This is a genomic window from Acetivibrio straminisolvens JCM 21531, assembly GCF_000521465.1.
Classification (GTDB): domain Bacteria; phylum Bacillota; class Clostridia; order Acetivibrionales; family Acetivibrionaceae; genus Hungateiclostridium; species Hungateiclostridium straminisolvens.
Map to the genome: position 1 here is coordinate 20,156 of NZ_BAVR01000031.1, position 22,573 is coordinate 42,728.

Consider the following 22,573-nt stretch of genomic DNA (forward strand, 5'->3'; position numbering starts at 1 on the left):
AAAAAAGACAAAATGGAGGTATATGATGAAAGAGAATAAGAACTTGAAGGTGTTATTTGTATCTGTTGAAGTAGCACCCTTCGCTAAAACGGGAGGATTGGCAGATGTAGCAGGTTCTTTGCCAAAGTCGTTGGTTTCCATGGGTTATGACGTTAGGATTGCAATGCCGAGATATCAGCAGATAGAAGCTGATATGAAGTATGTGACGGATTTTCCGGTTGATATGGGAGGCAGACAGTCGACTTGTATTGTGAGAGAAGGTGAAATTGGCTTTAAGGCAGACGGCAAGGATTTGAGTGTACCTGTTTATTTTGTAGATAATTACCATTACTTTAATAGAGGTGGAATATACTGCTATTTTGATGATGCAGACAGATTTGCTTTCTTCTGCAAGGCAACATTGGATATGCTCCCGAAAATAGACTTCAAACCGGATATAATTCATTGCAATGACTGGCATACAGGCCCGATTTGCATGTTTTTAAACGAGAAGTATAAAGATTATCCTTTTTATAAAAACATAAAGACCATGTTTACAATTCACAATCTCGAGTATCAAGGCAATTTTTCAAGGGACGTAATGGGCATAATGGGAGTGCCGGATGAAGTGTTTGTGCCCGAGAAGGTTGAGTTTTACGGGATGTTCAGCTTTATGAAAGCAGGATTGGTTTATGCGGATATTATTACCACGGTCAGTGAGACCTATGCAAAAGAAATTCAGACAGAAAGATACGGTGAAAAGCTGGAAGCTTGCTGAAAAACAGAGCCAAAGACCTCTACGGAATAGTAAACGGCATAGACTACGATGTATTCAATCCGGAAACCGACCCAAGAATCCACAAAAACTATAATGTTGAGACATTTAAGTTGAAAGTGGAAAATAAATATGCTCTCCAAAAGGAAATGGGACTTCCCAAAAAAGATGTGCCTGTTATCGGACTGATATCGAGGCTTACCGGGCAGAAGGGTCTAAACCTTATAATGGATGAAATTGACGAGATGATGAAGGAAGATATTCAGTTTGTCTTATTGGGAGCCGGAGACGAGTACTATGAGACAGGATTTAAGAAAATTCAAGAAAAATATCCGGAAAAGGTAGGGGTATTTATCGGATTTAATGCTCCTTTGGCCCAGCGGATTTATGCGGGCAGTGACATGTTCCTCATGCCGTCGAGATTTGAACCCTGCGGATTGGGACAGCTGTTTAGTCTAAGGTATGGTACCATACCTATAGTAAGGTCGACAGGAGGCTTGGCAGAGACGGTAATTGACATCGACAAGGATAAGAAAAACGGAAATGGTTTTTCATACGAGGAATTTACATCAAAGGATATGTTAAAGACCATCAAGCGTGCGATAAAGTTTTACAATGAAAAGCCTCTTGAATGGGAGTCCATGGTAAAACGTGCCATGAGTGAGGATTATTCATGGAACAAGTCTGCAAGCAAGTACTCCGATTTGTATGCAAAGCTTATGAAAAAGAAGATATAATACATGTTTATGTTATATTCCCGCCAGAAAAAGTCCGGTTTATCTGGACTTTTTCTGTAGGAAAAAAATAAATCTATTTTGAATATTTTGCTATGCAATAGATGTATTTATTTGTTATAATATAGTGGAGGGCAGTATAATGGACAAAAAAGAAAGAGTAAAAAAAATTATAAAAATCTTTAATCAATTGTATAAAGATGCTCAGTGTACTTTAGATTATGAGAATCCTCTTCAATTGCTCATATCCACACAGCTTGCCGCACAATGTACCGATGCCAGGGTTAACATAGTGGCAAAGACGCTTTTTAAGAAATATAAAAATGCTCAGGATTTTGCCAATGCTGACTTAAAAGAGCTGGAGCAGGATATAAAGCCAACAGGGTTTTACCATAACAAAGCAAAGAATATTAAAGAAACCTGCAGAATTATTATAGAGAAATTTGGTGGACAAGTTCCCGATAATATGGATGATTTGCTGACTTTACCCGGAGTTGGCAGAAAGACTGCAAACCTGATTTTAGGAGATGTGTTCGGCATACCCGGTATTGTTGTAGATACCCATGCCAAAAGATTAAGCAACAGAATAGGATTAGTAAGTAGCGATGATCCGAAAAAAATAGAATTTGAACTGATGGAGATTGTGCCTAAAGAAAGCTGGTCTATCTTTTGCCATCAGTTGGTCTACCACGGAAGAGCAGTTTGCAAAGCAAGAAAACCCGAATGCAATAAATGCGGAATTATTGACTATTGCGATTATGGAAAAGAGTACTCAAAATGATGCAATCTGAAAAGGAAGTGGGTCTGTGGAAAAATTCAGTAAATATGAGCTGATGTTCATTCGCTTTACATGGATTTTTATTGTATTCATTGCTGCTCATATTGTAATTTTGAATATCGGTATGCCGATGGGCAAGACCTCATATCCGGGTACTTTTGCTAAGCTTTGCTTCTTTATAATTATAACTTTGTTCAACATTTTTAAGTATTTTCTTGTCAAAAGGAATTTCTTTTCTCATAAAAAAATATATCCTTTTGTAAGGCTGTCGGAAGTACTGCTTATATTATCAGCAATAGTTTTTATGAGAATCGGGGAATGGGCGTATATTATGCTCATGTTTCTTATCCTGATTACCAGTTTTTATGCCGGAATAAAGTTTTCCTTTGTACTGGTGGGATATACTTTTTTGGCGGACATTGTATTAAAGTTTTTATCCCATATCTATTTAAGTGAAGGCGGTTATTTTATCTTTTTTAAATCATTACAGGATATTATGCATACGTTTTCAATTTACTTTGTCTTTATTCTCTTTTCGGTTTTTTGCTCCGTATTGTACAAAAACAATTATGAAAATGAGCAGCAGAACAAGAAGCTGTTTATGGAGATTGCAAACAAATATGAGCAACTGTCAGCCGCACAAGAAGAGATTAAATCCCAAAATGACAAGTTAAGAGAGTGTAATTCTAGGCTGGAAGAGGCCAATAAAAAATTTATGACAAGCCTCGCAGAGCTTTTCACGTTGCAGCAGATAACCCAGGCTATAAGCTCAATACTCGATATTAAGGAGCTGTTAAAGAGTGTTAATGACATTATTATTGGAGTTATGGGAGTAAGCAGTTCCACAATAATTCTTTACGATGATAATAGAGGAAGGCTCAAGGTTCATACTACCAATATTACAAACCGTAAAGAGCTTATTATTTTAAATGACAATATAAACTGCGAAAAGCTTCTTGGCACATTGCAAAACGGAGAACCTATTCTTGAGAATTTTGTGGATGTGGAGGAGTATCCTTTTGCCGAAGGAAGGGGCGTAAATTCCTGCTGTGCGTGCCCCTGTCTACAAAGGCCAAGAAATTCGGTTTGGTGCTTATCGAGCATAAGTATTTTAGTGCTTTTGATGACAATAATCTAAGGTTATTAAATATAATAGGACAGCAAGTGGGAATAGCCATGGAAAACGTAGAATTGTATCAAAAGATGCATGAAATGGCTACCATAGACAGTCTTACGGGAATATACAACAGGCTTTATTTCCAGGAAAGGCTTAGAGAAGAGATTGCAAATGCCAAGAGGGAAAACTATGACTTGTCGCTGGCAATTATGGATATCGACTATTTTAAGCGTTTTAACGATACTTTTGGGCATTTGTTTGGAGACAAAGTTTTAAAGCATATTGCAAATCTTATAAAAAAATCCTTGAGAAGCGGAGACATCATTGCAAGGTATGGAGGAGAGGAGTTTGTCATATTGCTTCCGAGAACAAGTATAAAAGAGGCATATGACAAGGTGGAAAGGCTTAGGAATATTATTTCAAAGACGTCGATAAAAGATGAACTGGTGGAAGCTTCGGTTACCGTAAGCTTTGGAGTTTCATCCTATCCGGAATTTTCAAACACAGAGTCTGAGCTTCTAAAAACGGCGGATAATGCGCTGTATGAAGCCAAGGAGTCCGGTAGAAACTGCGTGAGAATTCCATGCTAATATTTTAAGAGGATGTTATCTCTAATTTTCTATAGCGTTGGTCTTAAATGAGGAGACAATGCTTTCAAATAATTTTGATTCGTTTTTGCTCCATAACCTTTCGGGGACAAAGTAGCTTATTCTGTACATTTTATCGTCTTTCTTCAAAAATACTTCATTTCCTTTATAGCTCTTATTATCATGGGTTATCACTGTATAATCAAAGTATGCCCGGTATAGAGTTTACTGTAACTGCTTTTTCTTCAAATTGTTTATATTGCTGCTCTGAAGTTGACTTTGATTTTGAAAGAAATTCATTTAAGTCATAGGGAAGATTCCACACCTGCACAAAACCATGGCTGGTATTGGACCTGTCTTTAAATCCGACGTGATAGAGGATTTCCGTGCCTTCAAATTCCTGCTCATCCAGCAAAAAGGCGGAGGGATATTTGAAACTAAAGCCTCCTTCTATTGATTTATATGTAGAGAATTCTTCGGCGCGGGGCTTTTTAAAGTTGCTGCCGGTTTCTATTAGGTTACCTTTAACCGATTCATTTACATACACATTGTCAATATCGTATTTGGCAGGGCATGAAAAGGACAAATAGTTTTCAATTGTAATGTTCGTGGTTAGGCTGTTGCTAAAAAACAATTCTGTAAGGAAAAATAGCAAAATCCAAAGCCCAATAATAATTGAAAGATAGACAAGTCTCTTTTTATAGTTGCGAATATAGATTATATACAATTTTAACCCCCCTGAAAGTACATATAAATTTAATTTTGAAATACATATATATTTTATTCGGGGATTTAGCAAATAAAACACTTTTATGGAAATAATACATAGATAGAATCTAATTTTTTTACTTAGGAGGAGTTATTGATGGGTGGATTCATAATTACGATTATAATTGCTTTAATTGCAGGCTGGTTGGGAAATAGCATAATTGTAAGACAGATGCCGGAAGATATCTGGGGTGCATGTGTTGTTGCACTTCCGGCGGCCTGGATTGGTGCTTATATGCCCTATATTAATACCTTTGGTCCGAAAATTATGGACATTGCATTGGTACCGACTTTTTTATGTGCACTGGCAGCCGCTGCGATTTTCAAAGTTGTGCGAAAAGTACTGAAAGAGGCAAGCTAATCGAAAATCACAAAAAACGGCATTATGAATATACTATGTATTGGGGAGCGTTTTACCGGGGAGGAGTGTTTTTATATGAAAATATTGGTGTTAAAAATGCCAAAGTTTTTTGGGAGCATTATCAGAAAGGTCCTTAGAATGGATTAACTTATTTAATGATGGGCGGAGGAATAAAAAAGTGTATCACATGATTTAAAACAATGTGGTACACTTTTTTCGCTATTTTTAATATTGAATAGATTATTATATTGCTCTGGTAACCTTGTTTGAACGCAAACATCTTGTGCAGATATTTGCTGTCTTTGGGGTACCGTTATGAATAATTTTGATTCTCCTGACGTTTGGCTTCCATGTCCTATTGGTTTTTCTGTTTGAGTGACTGACCTTCAAGCCAAAAAGTACATCTTTACTGCATATATCACACTTTGCCATTTATATTACACCTCCTTTGAATCTGGAGCAATTAATCCTGCTATATTTTTTTTGAACATTGAAAACAATACCTATTTTAACATATAGTTTGCACTGTTCGCAAGTTTTTTTGCATATATGGTAAAAAAGCCTGATATATATTAAAATTATATGTATTAGACGAGTTACAAAGGATGAGCATAATTATGAGCAGCGAAATAAAAGATACGCTGAAAAAATCCATAATGAATATTAAAGGTGTGGGAGAAGCAAGGGCAAGACTGTTTCAGAAACTGGGGATTTTCAGCATTGAAGATTTGATAACCCATTTTCCCTATGACTATGAGGACAGGAGCTGTATTAAAAAAATATGCCGGCTTGTAGAAGGGGAGAGCTGTACCTTTGAAGGGATTATTATGTCAAAGGTCACAGAAAGAATTATAAGGCGCGGATTGACCTTGTATCAGGCATATATAAAAGACGATACGGGAACCATAATAGGGACTTGGTACAATCAGCCTATCTCAAAAAAGTATTGTTAGTTGGCGAAAGCTATATCTTCTACGGGAAGATAGTACGGGGTTATAAAACCTTGGAAGTGCAAAATCCGATTTATGAGAAGGCTGATAAAGAAGAATTCAAAAATACAAAGAAAATCGTACCGGTATACCCGGCGACGGCGAATCTTACGCAAAACATAATAAGAACTGTAATGGAAAATGCTCTGGAGATTGTTGTTGGAAATTTAGAGGATGTATTGCCTTTGTGGGTCAGAAAAAAGTATTGCCTAAGCGATATAAATTATGCTTTATCCAATATACATTTTCCTCAAAATGACGGGGATATTAATAATGCCAGGTACAGACTGGTGTTTGAGGAACTTTTGCTTTTGCAGCTGGGGCTTCTTAGCATCAAGACCGTGCTCTCCGACGGCAAGGAAGGGATTGCCTTTGAGCCGAACCGAAAGGAGATGGAAAGCTTTATAAACAGTATAGGCTTTACGCTTACCAACGCCCAGAAAAGAGTGTGGGAAGAGATAGAAAAGGATATGGAAAGTGGCCGTGTAATGAACAGGCTTGTTCAGGGGGATGTGGGCTCCGGAAAGACAATTGTTGCGGCTATGGCTCTCATTAAAGCGGTAAAGAGCGGATATCAGGGGGCAATGATGGTTCCCACTGAGATTCTTGCAAAGCAGCACTATGAATCGTTGAGGAATATTATGGACAAGCATGGAGTAAGTACTGCCTTGTTGGTGGGAAGCCAGACAAAGAAGCAAAAAAGTGAAATTCTTTCGAAAATCGAATCCGGTGAGGTAAATATAGTCATAGGTACCCATGCACTTATTGAGGAGAAAGTCAGGTTTTCAAAGCTTGGACTGGTCATAACCGACGAACAGCACCGTTTTGGGGTAAGGCAAAGGGCAATGCTTTCAAACAAGGGGATAAATCCCGATATTCTTGTAATGACGGCGACTCCTATTCCCAGAACCCTTGCTCTAATCCTTTACGGTGATTTGGATATATCCATAATTGACGAGCTGCCGCCGGGAAGAAAGGCTGTAAAGACCTATGCGGTTGATAACAGTATGAGAGAGAGGATAAACAGTTTTATCAAAAAAGAGGTGCTTGAAGGGCGGCAGGCTTATATAGTATGTCCTCTGGTGGATGAATCAGATGAAATAGAAGCAAAATCCGCGCTAAAAACTGCGGAAAAGATAGCAAAGGAAGACTTTAAGGATTTTAGAGTCGGTTTGCTCCACGGGAAAATGCCAGCCGGCGAAAAAGAAGAGGTCATGCAGAGTTTTTTAAAAGGGGAAATCGATATTCTTGTATCAACTACAGTTATCGAGGTTGGAGTAAATGTTCCCAATGCAACGCTGATGGTTGTGGAAAACGCCGAAAGATTTGGGCTTGCACAGCTTCATCAGCTAAGAGGACGCGTGGGAAGAGGTTCACACCAATCCTACTGTATTCTTTATAATGAGAGTAAAAGCAAAATTGCAAGAGAGAGAATGAAAGTTATGCAAGAGACCACGGACGGCTTTGTTATATCGGAGAAGGACCTTTTATTGCGGGGACCGGGGGAATTTTTCGGGACAAGGCAGCATGGATTGCCCGACCTTAAAATTGCAAATCTTTATAGGGATATGGAAATACTAAAAAAAGCACAGGAAGCTGCGCAGGAAATTCTGAAAAGAGATAGAAACTTATGTTTGGAAGAAAATCTAAAGTTGAAGGAAAAAATTGACGAGAAATTCAAAGGAAAGTTAAATTACGTAAGTTTGAATTAAAAGTCGAATTATGATTGACAATTGGATATGATAATATAAAATATCATTATAGTGGTAATATTCAATGTCAACTGGAGGAATTTGCTATTTTAAGAGTTATATCCGGAACAGCAAAGGGACATAAGCTTAAAACAATAAAAGGGCTTACCACAAGGCCGACATCGGACAAGGTTAAAGGAGCCGTGTTTAACATTTTGGCTGCTTTGATACCGGGAGCAAACATTCTGGACATATTTGCGGGCACAGGGAGTCTTGGAATAGAGGCGCTGAGCAGAGGAGCCGATTCTGCTGTGTTTGTGGATAAAAGCAGCGAATGTTTCCGCACAATAAAGGAGAACCTTGCCCATACAAAGCTTGAGAGTGAAGCTACGGTTGTTGTGGGTGACGTTTTTGCGGCATTGAATAAATTTTCGAAAAATAACAAAAAATTTGATATAATATTTCTTGATCCGCCATATGGCAAAGGACTTGTTGAAGAAACGTTAAAAAGCATAGCGGAAAATGATATAATTATGCCGGAAGGGATAATTGTCGCAGAACATGATGCATCGGACAAAGTCCCGGAAGAAGTGGGCGGTCTTGCAAGGTACCGCTGGGAAAAATACGGTGATACGGTTATATCCTTTTACAGGTCAAAACACGTATGACGGATAGAGATTTAATCTTTATGACAGGAAGGTATGAATAGTGAGTATATATGTATATCCCGGAAGTTTTGATCCGGTAACAAACGGTCATATGGACATAATTCAGAGGGCAGCAAAGTTGTGTGACAAACTTGTGGTTGCAGTACTTATAAACAGCAGCAAGAATCCGGTTTTTACTTTGGATGAGAGGGTGGAGTTGTTAAAATGTGCCGTTAAGGGCATAGATAATGTGGAGATTGAGAGTTTTTCCGGGCTTTTGATAGATTTTATGAAAAAAAAGAATTCCAAGGTTATTATCAAGGGCTTAAGAGCAGTTTCAGACTTTGAATATGAGCTGCAGATGGCACTTTTAAATAAAAAACTCGACTCCGATATTGAGACGTTGTTTATGATGACCAATATCAACTACTCTTTTCTAAGTTCCAGCTCTGTAAGGGAGCTTGCACGTAATAACGGCAACATTGACGGACTTGTGCCGGATTGTATTAAAGATAGAGTTTTGGATAAGTTTCGCAAATAGGATTGCAAAAAACCCTGGGAGGGATAAATATGGAAATGCTTTCAATTCTGGAAACGCTTGAAGATCTTGTTGAAAGAAGTGTTAGTGTACCGTTTTCAGGAAAGTGTATGGTGGATAAGGAAGAAATACTGGAAATTATCAAGGAAATCAGGTTAAAGCTCCCCGACGACCTAAAACAGGCAAAATGGGTAAAGGAGGAGAGACAGAGAATACTCCTTGAAGCACAGAGGGAAGCCAATAATATAATAAAGGATGCGGAGAACAAGATTGCGTCCTTGATTGATGAACATGAAATTACAAAAAAGGCATATGAACAGTCCAATGAGATTATTTCGAATGCGCAAAAAAACGCAAGAGAAATCAGGCTCGGAACAAAGGAATATGCCGACAGTGTCTTAAGCAAGGTTGAGCAAATTCTGGAAGAGACATTGGAAGTAATAAGGGCAAACCGGGAAGAACTCAAGTAGAAGTTAAAAGTTTCAAGCCGCTCTAACGCATGGAGCGTACTAAAATGGCCTTGCACATGCGTTTTGTGAAGTAGAATACCAGTGATATAGCTGTCAAAATCAACAGGATGACACAAGAGATAATTACATTCTGTGCCGAGTATATTAAGGCATTGTACCATGTAAAGTCAGATAAAGGTGTTATAACGCTAAGAACACTTTTGGCTGTCAAAGGAGCCGTAAACGGTAATCTCATTGCGATTGATATGTAAATTGCTGCAAACACTCCCTGAAGCATTTTACCAAATAAATAAGGCTTTAAGCTTATATCGGTTTTGCTGACAATGCTGTAGACTTGAAAGTGTACCGAAAGGCCTGCCCATCCGAGCAACAGGCTCACCGCTGCGAGTTGCCCTTGGAGCGTTGTGCTTGCTGCTTTACTTGCCATGTTTGTTCCTGTCGTCATTTCAAAAAAACCGCTCAATACGGCCAAAACGATTTCTCTGCTTATTCCTAAAGGTGACAGAATCGGCAAAACAAAAGACGACAGATAGGATATAAACCCGATTTCTATCAAAATATTGATAATAACCGAGAAGAGAGTAATAAATCCTCCGATGGAGAGCATTACATTAATGGAGTTTCTTATAGCTTCTCCAAGCATTGTTCCGGGGTTTAGTTTTTGCCTGCTGTTATACACCAGCTCTTTTTTGAATCTAGACCAGAGATTTTTATCTTCTTTTACCTTGCTTTCCCGGTTAATTCTGCCGTAGAAGCGGAAGAGAATTCCCACAGTGATGCTTGCAAGTATGTGACATACAAGAAGCAGAAGTCCCAATTCGGGCATTCTGAACATACCGACGGCGACAGCTCCGATGATGAAAAGGGGACCGGAGTTGTTGGTGAAAGATAATAGTCTCTCGGATTCTGTTTTGCTAAGGAGTTTTTCCTCCCGCATACTTGCCGTGATTTTGGCACCTACAGGATAGCCGCTGGTTATTCCCATGGCAAAGGCAAAGGAGCCGCAGCGGGGACATTGAATAGAGGACGCATTATGGGTTCTAAAAGTATTCCTATGGCTTTAATAAATCCTGTTTTGTAAAGGATTTCGGATACAACAAAAAAAGGGAAGAGGGAAGGAAATACAACATTAAACCATAGATTAAGCCCGCTGCCGGCGGATTTTACCGCGGTGTCGGAAAAAATAATAAGCATTAGGATAAAAATCATGCACACAGCGGGAAGTACAAGGGACTTAAGGTAAATAATCCTTGCTTTTTTATATTGATGACTAATACCAATGCAATAAGTCCGATTACTGTCAGCGTGTAAAGATTCATAATTCACCCGTTATAAAAAGTCTGCTTTATAGATTTATATTGTGCGGACGATAAAATTATACTTGGCGCAAAAGGATACAAAGAAAATGAAAGTTTGGAAGGCAATATATATTTATATTATTTTAAAGATATTTACTTTACAATTATTTGCATTGTGCCAAGCACTTTAGACGCAACATAGAGTAAATAAAATACCGCCATATGGGCGGTATTTTTCTGCGCTTTCATGCGGGGTATCATTTGTTTTATAAAATACTATTCTGTTTTAATTCCGATATATGTCGCATCATTTTCTCCGAGGACGTTTTCTATTTTTTCTATATATAGGTTAAAGTCCCTATGCCTTATATATCTGGAAGGATAATTGAATGACTGGAAAGAAATCAAGTCTTCATTCGCCAAGCCAGGCACAACTTTAAAAGTTGCATCTTCTTTATACAAATCGGTATCTTCGTATTTTTTAAGAATAATCTTGAAGTTTTCATGTTTTAAGTAATATCCCGGATGGTTCTTTGACTCAAAGGAAATACAACTCGGGTCTGCAAGGCCGGGAACTATCTTGAACATAGAATCTTCCACAGGCTCAACATATGTCGATACAAGCGTCAAACGATTTAACCCGAATATAATATCCGCGGTAGTTGCTGGATTCAAATCTCATAAACTGCCAATATGCGATTTTTGCAGTAGGTGTCGGTGATGGAGTAGGTGTTGGTGTCAATGTTGGAGTAGGTGTTGATGTTGGTGCCGATTTTGGCGTTGGTTTCAATGTTGATGTCGACGTAGATGTTGGTGACGGTGCTGATGTTGGAGTTGATGTGGATGTAATTGTCGGTTCCGGCATAGGTGCCGATGTTGGAGCTAATGTTTCTTGGGGCTTTTCTTTTCCCGGTTCTTCTTCCAATATGCCCTTTATTAGCTCATCGACATCAGCCTTTTTAGCTTCTTCAAAGGATATTTCGTTTTCCAAATCTTTGTACTTATTATATAAAACGTATCGTCCGGTAGACACACCTTCAATTCGTGCAGCTTCTCTTTCGTCCATATCCGCCTGAACAATATATACATTGGCCTTGCCGTTTCTTTCAATACTTTCTTTCAGTGAATCCATCATATTATCAAGTTTTTCTTTTTCAACCATATATTTTTCGCTCTGCTCTTCTTTTTTGCTGTTTAATGTACCGGAAATTAATACGCAATCTTTCTCGGTTTCGTTTATAGCATTGCTCTTTATTGCCTCGCTTATTATAATATCAATGGCGCTGGAGACGTTAATTTTGCCAATTTTTAATCTATTCACATAAGTCTTTGAATCCTCATTTAACGGGTTCAACTTCAAGACATTTCCCGCATCATCAATTTCAAGTTCAAAGCTGGGATTTATATCAACACTAATGTAAGCAAAAACTTTGGGATTCATTAAACTATTATTTAAGTCAATTATTCTTGAAATACTTAAAAAACAAGCTATCACAAATATAAAACAGGCAACGCTTAAAGCCGGTTTTATTAAAACTGACTTATTTACAATTATATCTTTATTTGTGAATTCAACTTCCTTTCCCACATAAATTGTAGGGCTCCTCTTTATATAGTAGCACTGAAAATCATTAGTACTTACTATTGCTCTATTTTTTGTCAGTTTTAATACAATTCCTTGATATTTCATTTCTACCCTCCGAAAAGTGCAGATTTCACGATATATATTCGTGTTTATAAAGATTTTTCTGTCTACACAATACAATTAAACTATTTTATTTAAATATGCTTTGAAGTTTCCGTAATCATTATCAAATAATATACATAAACATATGATAAATGCCCTGTTTCTTTCAACAGTCTTTGGATGAACATCAATTATTTTCGAAAGTTCTTTCATCTGTATGTACTTTTTTGTTTTCAATTTATCGAAAATATTTTTGTTTTCAACTATTTTTTTGGCTATGTTTATACACATTTCTCTTGAGTCCTTGTGCTTAGGCATATAATCAGGTAAGTTATTTATGCTTAATCCAAAACTTTCTAGCTGTCTGGAAAAATCCTTTAATTCGCAAATGAATTCATAACTGCTTAATTCCTGATCAACATCAAAAGAATTTATTTTTTTCTTAAATTCAGTTTCATTATTGCTGTTAAAGTATGAAAAAGGAATTTCTTTTCTACCGATTGATGATGTTTTTCTAAAATAGTCTATCATTCTCTTTTTTATTACCATTTCAGCAAATTTGAGGAAGCTCTTGCTTCTATTAATGTCAAACTTTTCAATAGCTTCATTAAATGCCATCAGTCCCACGCTGTATTCGTCACTGCTTTTTAAATCTACCGCTTTTGAGGTATAGTAGCCTGAAACGATATTTAATATAAACGGAATATAGTCTTTTATGAACTTTTCTTTTAAATGTTTGTCACCGTTTTTGATTTTTTCAACAATGTGGGTTGCTGTCTCACTGGTATAATCAATAAAAGCAGAAATAAATAGCATATCTCTCTTCCCTCATCTATAATATTCCGTAAAATAAAAAATCGATTTATACTCGAGCATAGTTTCTATGCCCGAGTATAAAATATATAATTCAATAATTGTATATCAATACCATTAATAGCCTTCTCCTTGGTTTAGGAATTACAAAATTAATATCGGAATATTTATATCGGAAAAGCATCTATTTCTCCTAATATGTATCGCACAAGCAACGAAAGATCTGTAGAGTTTACATTTCCGTCACCGTTGACATCTGCATTTGCAAGATTTTCTTCCTGAAGCGGAGTTACTCTGAGCAGATGTCTTTTAATGGCTGTGATGTCTGTCGAGTTAACTTTTCCGTCGCCATTTGCATCGCCTACAATAATCGTACCACTATCTTTTCCAAATGTAAACCAGTCAATATTTACAGCACCTGAAAATACGAGATATAAGTCTTGTTTTCCCGTAACTTTGTTAATGCTGCAGCTTTGTTCTTCGTATGCATTAAATCCGCCGGTTGAGGCTACCTTCAATGTGCCTGCGAGAGTACCGGTAGGACTGCCTAAACGCAGTTCGATATTGGTAGTAGTCTGGGTGGTCGCAACTAATGCTTTAAAGTTATTTGCTCCGTTTCCAAAGTCAATATTTTTATATACCAAGTAGTCACCGCTTCCAATATATCCTATACCGCTTCCACCGCCTGCGGTACCTATTTTTTGCATCGTTGAAGATTTAATGTCGTTAAATTCTTCAACTTCTATTTTTGAGAAAGCACTTCTTTCGGTTACGGGTACCGGTGAAGGAAGTGGTGGAGTTGTAGGTGTAGGAGTAGGTGTAGAAGTTGGTGGAGGAGTTGGTTCTGCATCGGTATTGAATTTCCACCAGCTGAAATTGAACAAATATCCGCTTCCACCTGTAAATCTGAAGAACACATCATGAACACCGGTTGCTCCGCTTATTGTACAGGTCTTAGTTGTCCAGGTCTGCCAGCCTCCGGTTCCTTCAACTTTACAAGTTCCAACAAGTTTTCCTGTAGGACTGTCCAATCTTATTTCAATATTTCCGCCATTTGTATTGCTAGCTACTCTGGCCTCAAAACTGGTCGCACCTGAGCTTCCGAAATCAACTCCCTTAACCTGGATCCAATCCCCGTTTTCAATAAATGATACATTACGTCCGCCTTCACTGCATTCTTCAGTCTCAATACCGGATTCTTTATGTATGGTTACGGCTAAATTCTTGGTGTAAGGATTTACATATTTGAGCTGTTTCAAGCCATCTACCGTTGGAACAACCTGCTTTATGGTACCGTCGGCGTTATAAAACATCTGATCAATACAAACATTTCTCTGATATACCGGGTCTAGTCCACGCTGTTTTGCCACAGTCCTGTTGTGGTACACAACATACCAATTGCCTTTAAACTCAACGACAGTATGGTGATTATTGTTACTATAGTTGTCGGGTGGCTGCGGCAATAGTACCCCTTTATATTGAAAACCTGTGGTAGGCTTGTCACTCATCATATATTCAATCTTAGAGGCACCTTGAGAGAAATCACTGGCATAGGTAAAATAATATTTTCCATTATACTTATGCATAAATGCTGCCTCGAAAAACCTCGGAGCCGACATCGACATAGCTGAACCTACGGTGCTTATCATATCATTGCCCAACTTAATAACTCTGATATTGTTTTGTCCGTTTCCACCAAAGTACATATATGCCTGTCCGTCATCATCAACAAAAACACCGGGGTCAAACAGCCACATGTTTTGTGCAGGCTGTACTCCTGGGGTATTCATAGTAACCAATGCCCTAGGAAGGGGATCTTTGAAGGGACCGGTAGGACTGTCACTCACTGCCACACCAATCCCGTTTCCTCCGTTACCGTAATACAAATAAAACTTATTGTTGCGATAAACAATGGACGGTGCCCAGCTAACCGAAGCCCATTGGGAATCTCTTTTTGCATTAAAAACTTCTCCATGGTCGGTCCAGTTTTTTAAGTCATCTGTGGATATACAAGTTATATCCGGAATATTGTAGGTTGACTGATTGGGTGTGGCATCCGAATCGTGGGAACAGTATACATAAAGTCTGCCGTTATAAACTACTGCAGTAGGGTCCGCAGTAAAACGCTGAGAGAAAATAGGGTAGTCGGCAACCCCTTTTTCCGGCAATAGCAATATTAAAATACTGATGGTTATTGCTACCACCAAAACCTTACTTATTTTTTTTAACATATCATCACTCCTTCTAAAATTTTTGTTTTTTAAATTGCTTTTAGCATTATTTTTTCTATTCAATTTAATTGTACGAAATATGTGTCAAGTTTGGATTGGGAATTTTGATTTTTTTTAAATTTGAGTTGAAAATAAAAAAAACAGATATATTGAAGGGTTCATATCTGTTATATATATAATATTAATATTTTTTGCTTTAATACTTCTCACAATCATATAACTTTCCCATAAATAGTATGGTGCCTGTAGTATCCTCAGTTATGAAGAATAAAAACGGTCTGTTTGCAATAAAGGACGGGGGATCAAAGGGTGCGGCCATTTCATTTATTTGAACAACAGTAGCGCCTACAGCTGTGCTTCCTTCTTCATTAACCTCAATTATGGCCTTATGAATTACATTGCTTATAAAAAGTCTTTCATCACTTATTCCGGAAAAATCTGCCCTGTCGGAAAATGCTTCCTCCATTCCCATAGAAATTAGGCAATCGTTTAAATTCTTGATTCCGTATTCTATTTTAAACCTTGGAATATTTATAGTTACATCGTCAACCTTTGAAATACTGCTTTTTATTTCTTCCCATTTGTCTATATCAAGGGTCATTATAAAATCATTTATCGAAACATTTTCCGCAGGTAAAACACAGTACATTGAAGTTTTACCTTTTCCGTAGGGAAGCCTTACAACCTTAAAGTCATCTTTGGCTCCGTATTCTATTTCGTCTACTCTTTTCATCATCATGATTTCTTTTGTTTGTCCATTACCCGAGTAAAACTTAGTGGAGAATGTATTTTCTTTTTTAAACTTCTCTGTCCAATCTCCCTTGAAATAAATGGCATTTATAAGATACATTGCAACGTTTTGAGGTATTGGAGCATCAATCATTTTTGTGATTTTTTTCTTTGTTGAATCGGAAATCCATTTGTTGATTTTGTCTGCTGCATTATTATTTGAGAAGTCAAGTTCGGTAACATATGCATTATACACATCTTTGTTAATATCAATAAAATCCTCTTTGACTTTCTTTCCTTCTTTTATCCAGATGGAATTATTGATGTCAAGTTGAATCTTTTTATCAATCTTATCATAATAGTCGAGCATATACCTGTAAGATTCGTTAATCTTATTTAGATTTGCACCATCATATTTTAAAGTTTTCATCATGCCGTCTTTTGTTGTGGTCCCGGCACCTTGCAAAGTCATGGAAAGAACGGTTGAAATACTTATAGGAGAAATAAAAACGTTTTATCCGGGTCTTCTTCGTTAAGCCTTGAAAATATATCAAAGCAGAACTCGGTATTTCTCTTTACAAGCTCCATGTCGACTTTATCCGCATCAAAAACTGTATCACCTGTACACCCTGTCATAAGGTTTATTAAAGTTAATATGGATATAGCTATGCATACTATTCTTTTCATTTTCTCAACCTCCGGTTAAATTTATCTCACCTGTCTTTTGACGCAAATTTTCAGATTATGTTCCGCTAATAAGGATATATTTCTTAATTTTTCATTTAAATCCTTTTTACTAAACGTCGCAAATCATTTCACAGTTTTTTCACTTATTATTCATTTTTTTTCACTCTTTTTTTTATCTATGCTCTATAATAAAAACTAATCTGTGAAATAACAGTTTTACTTTTATGGAGCTCTATATCAGTAACACAATGGATTACCATTAATTTAATATAAGGAGGAGTGTATATGAGAAAACAAAGAAGAATTTCAATAATGGTTGCAGTATTCTTTATTATTCAGTGTCTAAGTTTGGCAACATTTGCATCTAATTCATTTGCATCAACCGCAAGTGTAAGTGTTGAGATGTATAATTCAAATACTCAGACATACAGCAATACGATATCTCCAAATTTTAAAATTTACAACACAGGTTCTACGTCAATTAATCTTTCGACTATAAAAGTCAGATATTACTATACTTCGGACGGAATTACCGGGCAAACCTATATTTGCGATTATGCAGAAAATCAATCAAATATTGCTTCCAGTACAGTGGGGCAAATAGTAAGCATGACTAATCAAACATCAGATGCAGACACTTATCTTGAAATTTACTTTACAAGTTCTGCGGGGGTTGTTTTGCCTGGTTCATATGTTGAAGTAAAGGGAAGAATAGTAAGTTATAATTATCAAAACTACACACAGAGCAATGACTATTCCTTTAATCCGACAGCAACATATTATCAGTCGTCCAACAAAGTGACAATATATGTTAACGGTGTACTTAAAGGGGGTACAGAGCCATATCCGATGCGGGGCAAGGTGAACTTCCTCTCAGGTATGAGGCGGAAGAAGGCGTTGTTACCGTTAGCTCTATGGTAAAGTCAGACCCGTATTGTTCCAATGGACAATATGTTGGTGATATAGGAGTGAATAATACTTTATCAATAAATGCAATAATTCCCGAAACGGATACTTATACTCTGACGATATATTATCGCACTGCTACAAATAAAGCGCTTAGATTTACACAATCGACCGGTACAAGTTATGCAATGGTATGCCCTGGAAACGGAAATACCAGAAATATCGGTAGCATAAGCAAGGAAGTTTCTTTGCAAAAAGGTGCTTGCCAGTTAATATTCTCAAATCCTTCAGCCACTGCACCGGAAATAGATTTTATAACAATCACAAAAGACCTTGTTCCAAATACTGATTTTGAATCGGGTGCAAACGGCCAGCCCATAGGTTGGACTGCCAAAGCAATGTCCGGAGATACCTGCACATGGGATATGACCGGCGGTGTTGATAATTCAAAGGCATTATCGATAACTTCCAGTGCATACAGGAACAATTATGGTTCTTCTTATTTTGAATCTGCAGAAATTCAATTGGAACCATACAAATATTATAGAGCAGAAGTTTTAGTACGCACTCAAATAACTGGTTTTGAAGAACATAATACCTTCGCGGGCGGAAATATTAGTGTGCGGCTTAAAGCTTCAAACAAAAGAGATTATGAAACCCATTGGGGAATGATAAGTAAAGGCGTAATTAATAATGACGAAGACTGGGCTACTGCCGTTATCAATTTCCAGGCTCCTTATGATGGAAAGGTAAAATTCAGACTAAATAACTGCGATGCTATTGGGACATGTTGGTTTGACGATTTCAAACTGTATACTGATGACAGTATGGTAAAAATGGAAGGCAGTAAAATAATGTTTGGAGTAAGAAGAGCTGATATAATAGATAGCGGTATTTCATCAGATGCTCTTGATGAGTTCATTAGCACTTATGATCGGTTGGTAGATGAGAATGAATCACTTACAGGTCTTGATTATGAAACGCATTTTGAAAATGAAAAAATAAAGGTTGTACAAAGAATTAATTTACCATGGGTCGGAGAGGCATCCACAAGGAGTTATATATGGTGGAATTACGATGCTGTTAAAGATGATTTTATTCACTTCAAAAATGAAAGTGCGCTTTCATGGGCACTCCCTCATGAAATCGGACACCAATTTGACATCGACAGATGGAACTTTGATGGTGAATTCTGGGGAAGCTTTAAAGGCTATGCTGCTTTGTCAAGAGTGGGATGTGTTGTATACATGGGCAATACTTACTATGGAAAAAAAGGCACACCCGGTCTGTGGTATTATTTTGAATTCAAAGATTTGGACAAACTTGAAAATAACGAATATTCAGGAGATTTTATAATAGGATTATTAGCCGTTCGGTCAGCTACATCTTGGAATTCATTTACACAAACATTCCAATATTTTGCGGATGAAAATAATTATATCCCAACCAATAATTATGAGAAGTTTCTTCTGTTCCTCAATAAATTGGACGAGTATGAAAACAGACCAATAGGATATACACTTTCCTTATTTACCGAACAACAGCTAAACGTTATTGAGTATCAATTAAAAAAATACAGCGGCGATGTATCACTCTCTGAAGCTGAAACTGCTAATTACCAGAACTTAGCAGTAGTAAATAACATAAATTGTTCGGGCGGAAAGTATGTTGAAGTAACAGGGACAAATAACCTGGGATATTATTTCACAAGAAATGAATCCGGTAAATATTTGATAAAAATAACTTATTTGTCGGGAACATACAGGAAGCTGGATGTTGTTATAAACGGTACAACTTACCAAGTAGAATGTACCCAGTCAGGTTGGGACACGCCAAGAGGTGTATTTTTGGTAGCTGATTTAGAAAGTGGATTAAACAGTATTATAATAAAAAATTCACCGGGTTATCAACAAGGAGCGGTAGGCATTGATTGTATAGAAGTAGCGAAAAAATATACCGGGATTTAGTGGAGTCAGTAAAGACCTGCTTTATCTGCATAAATTGATCCTTCTAAAATAGAGATACTTAAAAGGTGCTGAGTAAAGAGATTAATTAAAATTTATTAAATCATTTTATATGTATAAATACCATACCAACATAATATTATGCCGGTATGGTATTTTTTTAAGACTTTATTTTTATCGAATATTTTTTGCCTTCTTGGCGTGAAACTCCGGTGCTTCCTTAATTGCAGTTCCAAGAACCCTGAAGGCTTTGCGTATCATTTTTCTTGTTTCTTTATCAAGTCTTAAAGGTTTATCCCCAACGTCATTCCAGCCTGGGACGGACAGGTCATCCGGAGACAGCTCCAGTTGCTCCCAGTTGGCAAACAGCCGTCCCCAGTCCGAATTTAGGATTTCCTCAACTCTGCCGTAGTTTTTGGGGTACCAGTACATATCATGGTAAATAACACTTGCCATATAGGACCATGGAGCCAAAATGGTTTTTAATGACCACTCTACCGGTTTTTTTAACGGGCCCCAATAAATTAGATGCTGGCATTTGCTAGCGAAGGTCATTTTCTTAAAGGGGCCTGCAAAATTCCACTTTTCATCTAAAGCGTCAAGGTCTCCGACGATTTCAATCTGTCTGACGTCGCCGCAGCCCAGTCCTGCATCATGCGCCAAGCGGATATATTTGCAATCCTTCAGTGGATCGAATCCCATCAGTTTTGCAGCTACAGCATCGATGGCTACTTGATCCGCGGAAGCTAAAATAACATTTTTTACATGGGGAACCATGCAGCGGGGACCCGGCCCGTCTCCTGCAAAAGTTCCGTCCATAACGGCAAAAATGCCATTGTGGATCTTTTTTGTATCATAAGCAAATCCACCAAAGTCTCATGAATCACCGGGTGGGTCCAATGCCTTTTTTCATTCAAAAGGCCGCCGAAGGCGTTTTTCATTGCACCGGTAGTGGTGGTGAATACATGGGTCTTTACAGTGGGAAGATGTATAATATTTTCCCCTATAAATCTTTTTGGAATGGAAAAACCTTTTGGATAAACTTCATTGAGGCATAGAAACTTCTTTGTAAGATCTCCTACTGCATCTCTTATATCAATCCATTCCTCGCCCTCGTAGAGGTGAATGTTTCGAAGATTATGGGAGTTTATAACATTAATTTGTTTGTTTTCCTTCTCACCCAAATGAGCGTCAATTACTACCGTTCTGTTGTGGCAGCCGTGGATAAGTTCGGATTTGAATCCGTCGCGTTTTAAAGCACGGATAACACCTTCAAGCTGCCATGGTGTTGTGGAACTTCCCGGATAGAAAAAGTGCCAGCTTATATTTATTTTAAGTGCCGTATCGACATCTTTGGAGATATAGTTCTGATAATCGGCAAGATTCATAAGTCTATGATAATCCTCCAAAACTGTAGCTGGAGTGGTTTTAATAATGGCTACCTTTGACTTCATCTTTTGCTTGTCCTTTCTTCTTTTTTAGAACATTATAACACATTTAATAAAAGATAAGTAGGGGAATAATATGCATTTTACAAGTCGAATTCTATAATAAGTAGACATAAGACGATATATATGTTGAAGAATTTGTTAAAAAAAATCATGCATGGAATAAAATACCAAAGGATTTCATTTGGTTATGTAGAATATAAATATTAGTCGAAAATATGGTGAGGTATCAACGTGGCTAACTATAAAAAAGTAGATACAGCAAATCTAGACAAGATAATTAAGAAAACAGTTGAAGCCATAAACAACAGCAAAACAGAGTTGTTTGACATTGCTGAAAGCGCAAGGAAAGAATGCCTGAGGCTTGAAAGGGAGTTGACTGAGCTAAAGCATAAAACGGCTGAAGTTATTCAAAGTGTGGAAATTCTTGAGATTGCACTTAACGAAAGCAAGAAACAGCTAATGGTTGTGAGCAAAAATTACGATAAATATTCAGAGGATGAAATAAGAAAAACTTATGAGAAAGCGGACAATATTCGGGTTGAGCTTGCAATAAAGCGGGAACGGGAGCAGTATTATATCAAAAGAAGAAATGAATTGGAATTGCGGCTCAAAGAAGCCTACAAGACTGTTGAAAAAGCAGATAACCTAATCTCACAGATTGGAGTATCACTGAGCTATCTTACCGGAGACCTTGAGAATGTGAGTCTGCAGCTTGAAGATATGAAACAGAGACGGCTTTTTGGAATCCAGATAATAAAGGCTCAGGAAGAGGAGCGGCAGCGGGTTGCAAGGGAAATTCATGACGGTCCGGCCCAATCGATGTCCAATATCGTTTTAAAGGCGGAAATATGCGAAAGGTTGGTTGACTCTGAACCTGAAAAGGCAAAAGAGGAACTTAAAACTTTAAAGTCCGTTGTCAGAGAAACACTTCGGGATGTAAGAAAAATAATATATGACTTAAGGCCGATGTCACTTGATGACTTAGGTTTGATACCAACCCTTCAAAGATATTTAGAGACCTATCAGGAAGAATCTAAAATAACAGTATCATTTAATACAAGGGGCAATTGTGAACAATTGAGACCTGTAGTATCGTTAACGGTTTTCAGACTTGTCCAGGAAGCCATCAATAATATTAAAAAGCATGCTCATGCAGATAAAGTTACTATAAATCTTGAATTTATGGAAAAAGAACTAAAGCTCTATATATTAGACAATGGAGTAGGCTTTGACATTGGTTCTTTGAAAACAAGCGGAGAAAACATTAACGGAGGATTTGGTCTTATAAGCATGAGAGAAAGAGTTGAGCTTTTGGACGGTAAATTTGAAATTGATTCTACTATTGGTAATGGAACCAGACTTAATATAACTGG

Annotated in this window: 22 protein-coding genes and 2 pseudogenes; 12 read left to right on the forward strand and 12 right to left on the reverse strand. The window is 37.4% G+C overall.

Going from position 1 to position 22,573, the window contains the following annotated elements:
* Positions 1 to 25 precede the first annotated feature (25 nt).
* The 4 genes and pseudogenes from glgA (at position 26) to JCM21531_RS21630 (ending at position 3,973) form a co-directional block, all read left to right on the forward strand.
* Positions 26 to 1,491, forward strand: a pseudogene (gene glgA / locus JCM21531_RS09510) (glycogen synthase GlgA).
* A 139-nt stretch (positions 1,492 to 1,630) separates the two neighbouring features.
* On the forward strand, positions 1,631 to 2,269 hold the full coding sequence (nth, locus tag JCM21531_RS09515) for an endonuclease III (RefSeq protein WP_038289303.1): 639 nt from the start codon (positions 1,631 to 1,633) through the stop codon (positions 2,267 to 2,269).
* A gap of 25 nt (positions 2,270 to 2,294) precedes the next feature.
* Positions 2,295 to 3,404 carry a hypothetical protein gene (locus JCM21531_RS09520; RefSeq protein ID WP_243467495.1) on the forward strand — a complete coding sequence of 370 codons (1,110 nt, stop codon included), beginning with the start codon at positions 2,295 to 2,297 and terminating at the stop codon, positions 3,402 to 3,404.
* Complete coding sequence (locus JCM21531_RS21630; protein ID WP_243467496.1) at positions 3,356 to 3,973, forward strand: GGDEF domain-containing protein; 618 nt, start codon at positions 3,356 to 3,358, stop codon at positions 3,971 to 3,973. Before JCM21531_RS09520 ends, JCM21531_RS21630 begins: the two co-directional genes overlap by 49 nt.
* 199 nt (positions 3,974 to 4,172) lie before the next feature.
* Here JCM21531_RS21630 and JCM21531_RS09525 read toward each other — a convergent pair whose 3' ends face one another.
* Positions 4,173 to 4,697 carry a hypothetical protein gene (locus JCM21531_RS09525; RefSeq protein ID WP_243467497.1) on the reverse strand — a complete coding sequence of 175 codons (525 nt, stop codon included), beginning with the start codon at positions 4,695 to 4,697 and terminating at the stop codon, positions 4,173 to 4,175.
* Between the two features lie 138 nt (positions 4,698 to 4,835).
* Here JCM21531_RS09525 and JCM21531_RS09530 point away from each other — a divergent pair, with 138 nt between their 5' ends.
* Positions 4,836 to 5,099, forward strand: a complete 264-nt coding sequence (locus JCM21531_RS09530; protein WP_038289306.1) for a hypothetical protein — start codon at positions 4,836 to 4,838, stop codon at positions 5,097 to 5,099.
* A gap of 243 nt (positions 5,100 to 5,342) precedes the next feature.
* Here the strand turns inward: JCM21531_RS09530 and rpmB are convergent, their stop codons facing one another.
* Positions 5,343 to 5,531 (reverse strand): 50S ribosomal protein L28, encoded by a 189-nt coding sequence (gene rpmB, locus JCM21531_RS09535; RefSeq protein ID WP_038289307.1) that lies wholly within the window; start codon positions 5,529 to 5,531, stop codon positions 5,343 to 5,345.
* Between the two features lie 185 nt (positions 5,532 to 5,716).
* Here rpmB and recG point away from each other — a divergent pair.
* The 4 genes and pseudogenes from recG to JCM21531_RS09555 all read left to right on the forward strand — a co-directional run bounded on the left by recG (position 5,717) and on the right by JCM21531_RS09555 (position 9,434).
* Positions 5,717 to 7,800, forward strand: a pseudogene (gene recG, locus JCM21531_RS09540) (ATP-dependent DNA helicase RecG).
* Between the two features lie 14 nt (positions 7,801 to 7,814).
* Positions 7,815 to 8,447 carry a 16S rRNA (guanine(966)-N(2))-methyltransferase RsmD gene (rsmD, locus tag JCM21531_RS09545; RefSeq protein WP_322597239.1) on the forward strand — a complete coding sequence of 211 codons (633 nt, stop codon included), beginning with the start codon at positions 7,815 to 7,817 and terminating at the stop codon, positions 8,445 to 8,447.
* Positions 8,448 to 8,487: 40 nt separating this feature from the next.
* On the forward strand, positions 8,488 to 8,967 hold the full coding sequence (gene coaD, locus JCM21531_RS09550) for a pantetheine-phosphate adenylyltransferase (protein WP_038289309.1): 480 nt from the start codon (positions 8,488 to 8,490) through the stop codon (positions 8,965 to 8,967).
* Positions 8,968 to 8,996: 29 nt separating this feature from the next.
* On the forward strand, positions 8,997 to 9,434 hold the full coding sequence (locus JCM21531_RS09555; protein WP_038289311.1) for a hypothetical protein: 438 nt from the start codon (positions 8,997 to 8,999) through the stop codon (positions 9,432 to 9,434).
* 22 nt (positions 9,435 to 9,456) lie between these two features.
* Here the strand turns inward: JCM21531_RS09555 and JCM21531_RS09560 are convergent, their stop codons facing one another.
* From JCM21531_RS09560 to JCM21531_RS21640, 8 genes are all read right to left on the reverse strand, one after another.
* Positions 9,457 to 10,419 (reverse strand): nucleoside recognition domain-containing protein, encoded by a 963-nt coding sequence (locus JCM21531_RS09560; protein WP_243467498.1) that lies wholly within the window; start codon positions 10,417 to 10,419, stop codon positions 9,457 to 9,459.
* Positions 10,410 to 10,643 (reverse strand): nucleoside recognition domain-containing protein, encoded by a 234-nt coding sequence (locus tag JCM21531_RS24440; protein ID WP_369347614.1) that lies wholly within the window; start codon positions 10,641 to 10,643, stop codon positions 10,410 to 10,412. Before JCM21531_RS24440 ends, JCM21531_RS09560 begins: the two co-directional genes overlap by 10 nt.
* A 365-nt stretch (positions 10,644 to 11,008) precedes the next feature.
* Entirely contained in the window at positions 11,009 to 11,362 is a 354-nt protein-coding gene (locus tag JCM21531_RS21635; RefSeq protein WP_243467499.1) for an AbfB domain-containing protein, read from the reverse strand.
* Positions 11,337 to 12,422: an anti-sigma factor domain-containing protein gene (locus JCM21531_RS09565; protein ID WP_243467500.1), complete on the reverse strand. Its 1,086-nt coding sequence runs from the start codon at positions 12,420 to 12,422 to the stop codon at positions 11,337 to 11,339. Before JCM21531_RS09565 ends, JCM21531_RS21635 begins: the two co-directional genes overlap by 26 nt.
* 75 nt (positions 12,423 to 12,497) lie before the next feature.
* Positions 12,498 to 13,235: a sigma-70 family RNA polymerase sigma factor gene (locus tag JCM21531_RS09570; protein WP_038289313.1), complete on the reverse strand. Its 738-nt coding sequence runs from the start codon at positions 13,233 to 13,235 to the stop codon at positions 12,498 to 12,500.
* A 164-nt stretch (positions 13,236 to 13,399) separates the two neighbouring features.
* Positions 13,400 to 15,463 carry a carbohydrate-binding protein gene (locus JCM21531_RS09575; protein ID WP_038289314.1) on the reverse strand — a complete coding sequence of 688 codons (2,064 nt, stop codon included), beginning with the start codon at positions 15,461 to 15,463 and terminating at the stop codon, positions 13,400 to 13,402.
* Positions 15,464 to 15,659: 196 nt separating this feature from the next.
* Positions 15,660 to 16,664, reverse strand: a complete 1,005-nt coding sequence (locus JCM21531_RS09580) for a serpin family protein (RefSeq protein ID WP_243467501.1) — start codon at positions 16,662 to 16,664, stop codon at positions 15,660 to 15,662.
* A gap of 20 nt (positions 16,665 to 16,684) precedes the next feature.
* Positions 16,685 to 16,879, reverse strand: coding sequence for a hypothetical protein (locus JCM21531_RS21640; RefSeq protein WP_243467502.1), 195 nt, complete (start codon positions 16,877 to 16,879; stop codon positions 16,685 to 16,687).
* Between the two features lie 285 nt (positions 16,880 to 17,164).
* Between JCM21531_RS21640 and JCM21531_RS09585 the strand changes: the two genes are divergently transcribed.
* Together JCM21531_RS09585 and JCM21531_RS09590 are read left to right on the forward strand one after the other, a co-directional pair.
* On the forward strand, positions 17,165 to 17,800 hold the full coding sequence (locus tag JCM21531_RS09585; RefSeq protein ID WP_038289315.1) for a cellulose binding domain-containing protein: 636 nt from the start codon (positions 17,165 to 17,167) through the stop codon (positions 17,798 to 17,800).
* On the forward strand, positions 17,794 to 19,752 hold the full coding sequence (locus JCM21531_RS09590) for a carbohydrate-binding protein (RefSeq protein ID WP_038289317.1): 1,959 nt from the start codon (positions 17,794 to 17,796) through the stop codon (positions 19,750 to 19,752). The genes JCM21531_RS09585 and JCM21531_RS09590 overlap by 7 nt, the downstream gene beginning before the upstream one ends.
* A 171-nt stretch (positions 19,753 to 19,923) precedes the next feature.
* Here the strand turns inward: JCM21531_RS09590 and JCM21531_RS21645 are convergent, their stop codons facing one another.
* Together JCM21531_RS21645 and JCM21531_RS21650 are read right to left on the reverse strand one after the other, a co-directional pair.
* Positions 19,924 to 20,568 carry a hypothetical protein gene (locus JCM21531_RS21645; protein ID WP_243467503.1) on the reverse strand — a complete coding sequence of 215 codons (645 nt, stop codon included), beginning with the start codon at positions 20,566 to 20,568 and terminating at the stop codon, positions 19,924 to 19,926.
* Positions 20,511 to 21,203 (reverse strand): DUF362 domain-containing protein, encoded by a 693-nt coding sequence (locus JCM21531_RS21650; protein ID WP_243467504.1) that lies wholly within the window; start codon positions 21,201 to 21,203, stop codon positions 20,511 to 20,513. Before JCM21531_RS21650 ends, JCM21531_RS21645 begins: the two co-directional genes overlap by 58 nt.
* Before the next feature lie 228 nt (positions 21,204 to 21,431).
* Between JCM21531_RS21650 and JCM21531_RS09600 the strand changes: the two genes are divergently transcribed.
* Positions 21,432 to 22,573 (forward strand): sensor histidine kinase (locus JCM21531_RS09600; RefSeq protein ID WP_038289319.1); only part of this gene is annotated, 1,142 nt, incomplete at its 3' end.

Bases quoted from the DNA above. Each gene is read 5' to 3' on its own strand.
- nth (WP_038289303.1), top strand. From the start codon at position 1,631: ATGGACAAAAAAGAAAGAGTAAAAAAAATTATAAAAATCTTTAATCAA.
- JCM21531_RS24440 (WP_369347614.1), bottom strand. From the start codon at position 10,643: ATGATTTTTATCCTAATGCTTATTATTTTTTCCGACACCGCGGTAAAA.
- JCM21531_RS21650 (WP_243467504.1), bottom strand. From the start codon at position 21,203: ATGAAGTCAAAGGTAGCCATTATTAAAACCACTCCAGCTACAGTTTTG.
- JCM21531_RS21645 (WP_243467503.1), bottom strand. From the start codon at position 20,568: ATGGACGGAACTTTTGCAGGAGACGGGCCGGGTCCCCGCTGCATGGTT.
- JCM21531_RS09555 (WP_038289311.1), top strand. From the start codon at position 8,997: ATGGAAATGCTTTCAATTCTGGAAACGCTTGAAGATCTTGTTGAAAGA.
- JCM21531_RS09580 (WP_243467501.1), bottom strand. From the start codon at position 16,664: ATGACTTTGCAAGGTGCCGGGACCACAACAAAAGACGGCATGATGAAA.
- JCM21531_RS21640 (WP_243467502.1), bottom strand. From the start codon at position 16,879: ATGAAAAGAATAGTATGCATAGCTATATCCATATTAACTTTAATAAAC.
- JCM21531_RS09530 (WP_038289306.1), top strand. From the start codon at position 4,836: ATGGGTGGATTCATAATTACGATTATAATTGCTTTAATTGCAGGCTGG.
- JCM21531_RS09560 (WP_243467498.1), bottom strand. From the start codon at position 10,419: ATGGGAATAACCAGCGGCTATCCTGTAGGTGCCAAAATCACGGCAAGT.
- JCM21531_RS09575 (WP_038289314.1), bottom strand. From the start codon at position 15,463: ATGTTAAAAAAAATAAGTAAGGTTTTGGTGGTAGCAATAACCATCAGT.
- JCM21531_RS09585 (WP_038289315.1), top strand. From the start codon at position 17,165: ATGAGAAAACAAAGAAGAATTTCAATAATGGTTGCAGTATTCTTTATT.
- rpmB (WP_038289307.1), bottom strand. From the start codon at position 5,531: ATGGCAAAGTGTGATATATGCAGTAAAGATGTACTTTTTGGCTTGAAG.
- JCM21531_RS09570 (WP_038289313.1), bottom strand. From the start codon at position 13,235: ATGCTATTTATTTCTGCTTTTATTGATTATACCAGTGAGACAGCAACC.
- JCM21531_RS09590 (WP_038289317.1), top strand. From the start codon at position 17,794: ATGGTAAAGTCAGACCCGTATTGTTCCAATGGACAATATGTTGGTGAT.
- JCM21531_RS09565 (WP_243467500.1), bottom strand. From the start codon at position 12,422: ATGAAATATCAAGGAATTGTATTAAAACTGACAAAAAATAGAGCAATA.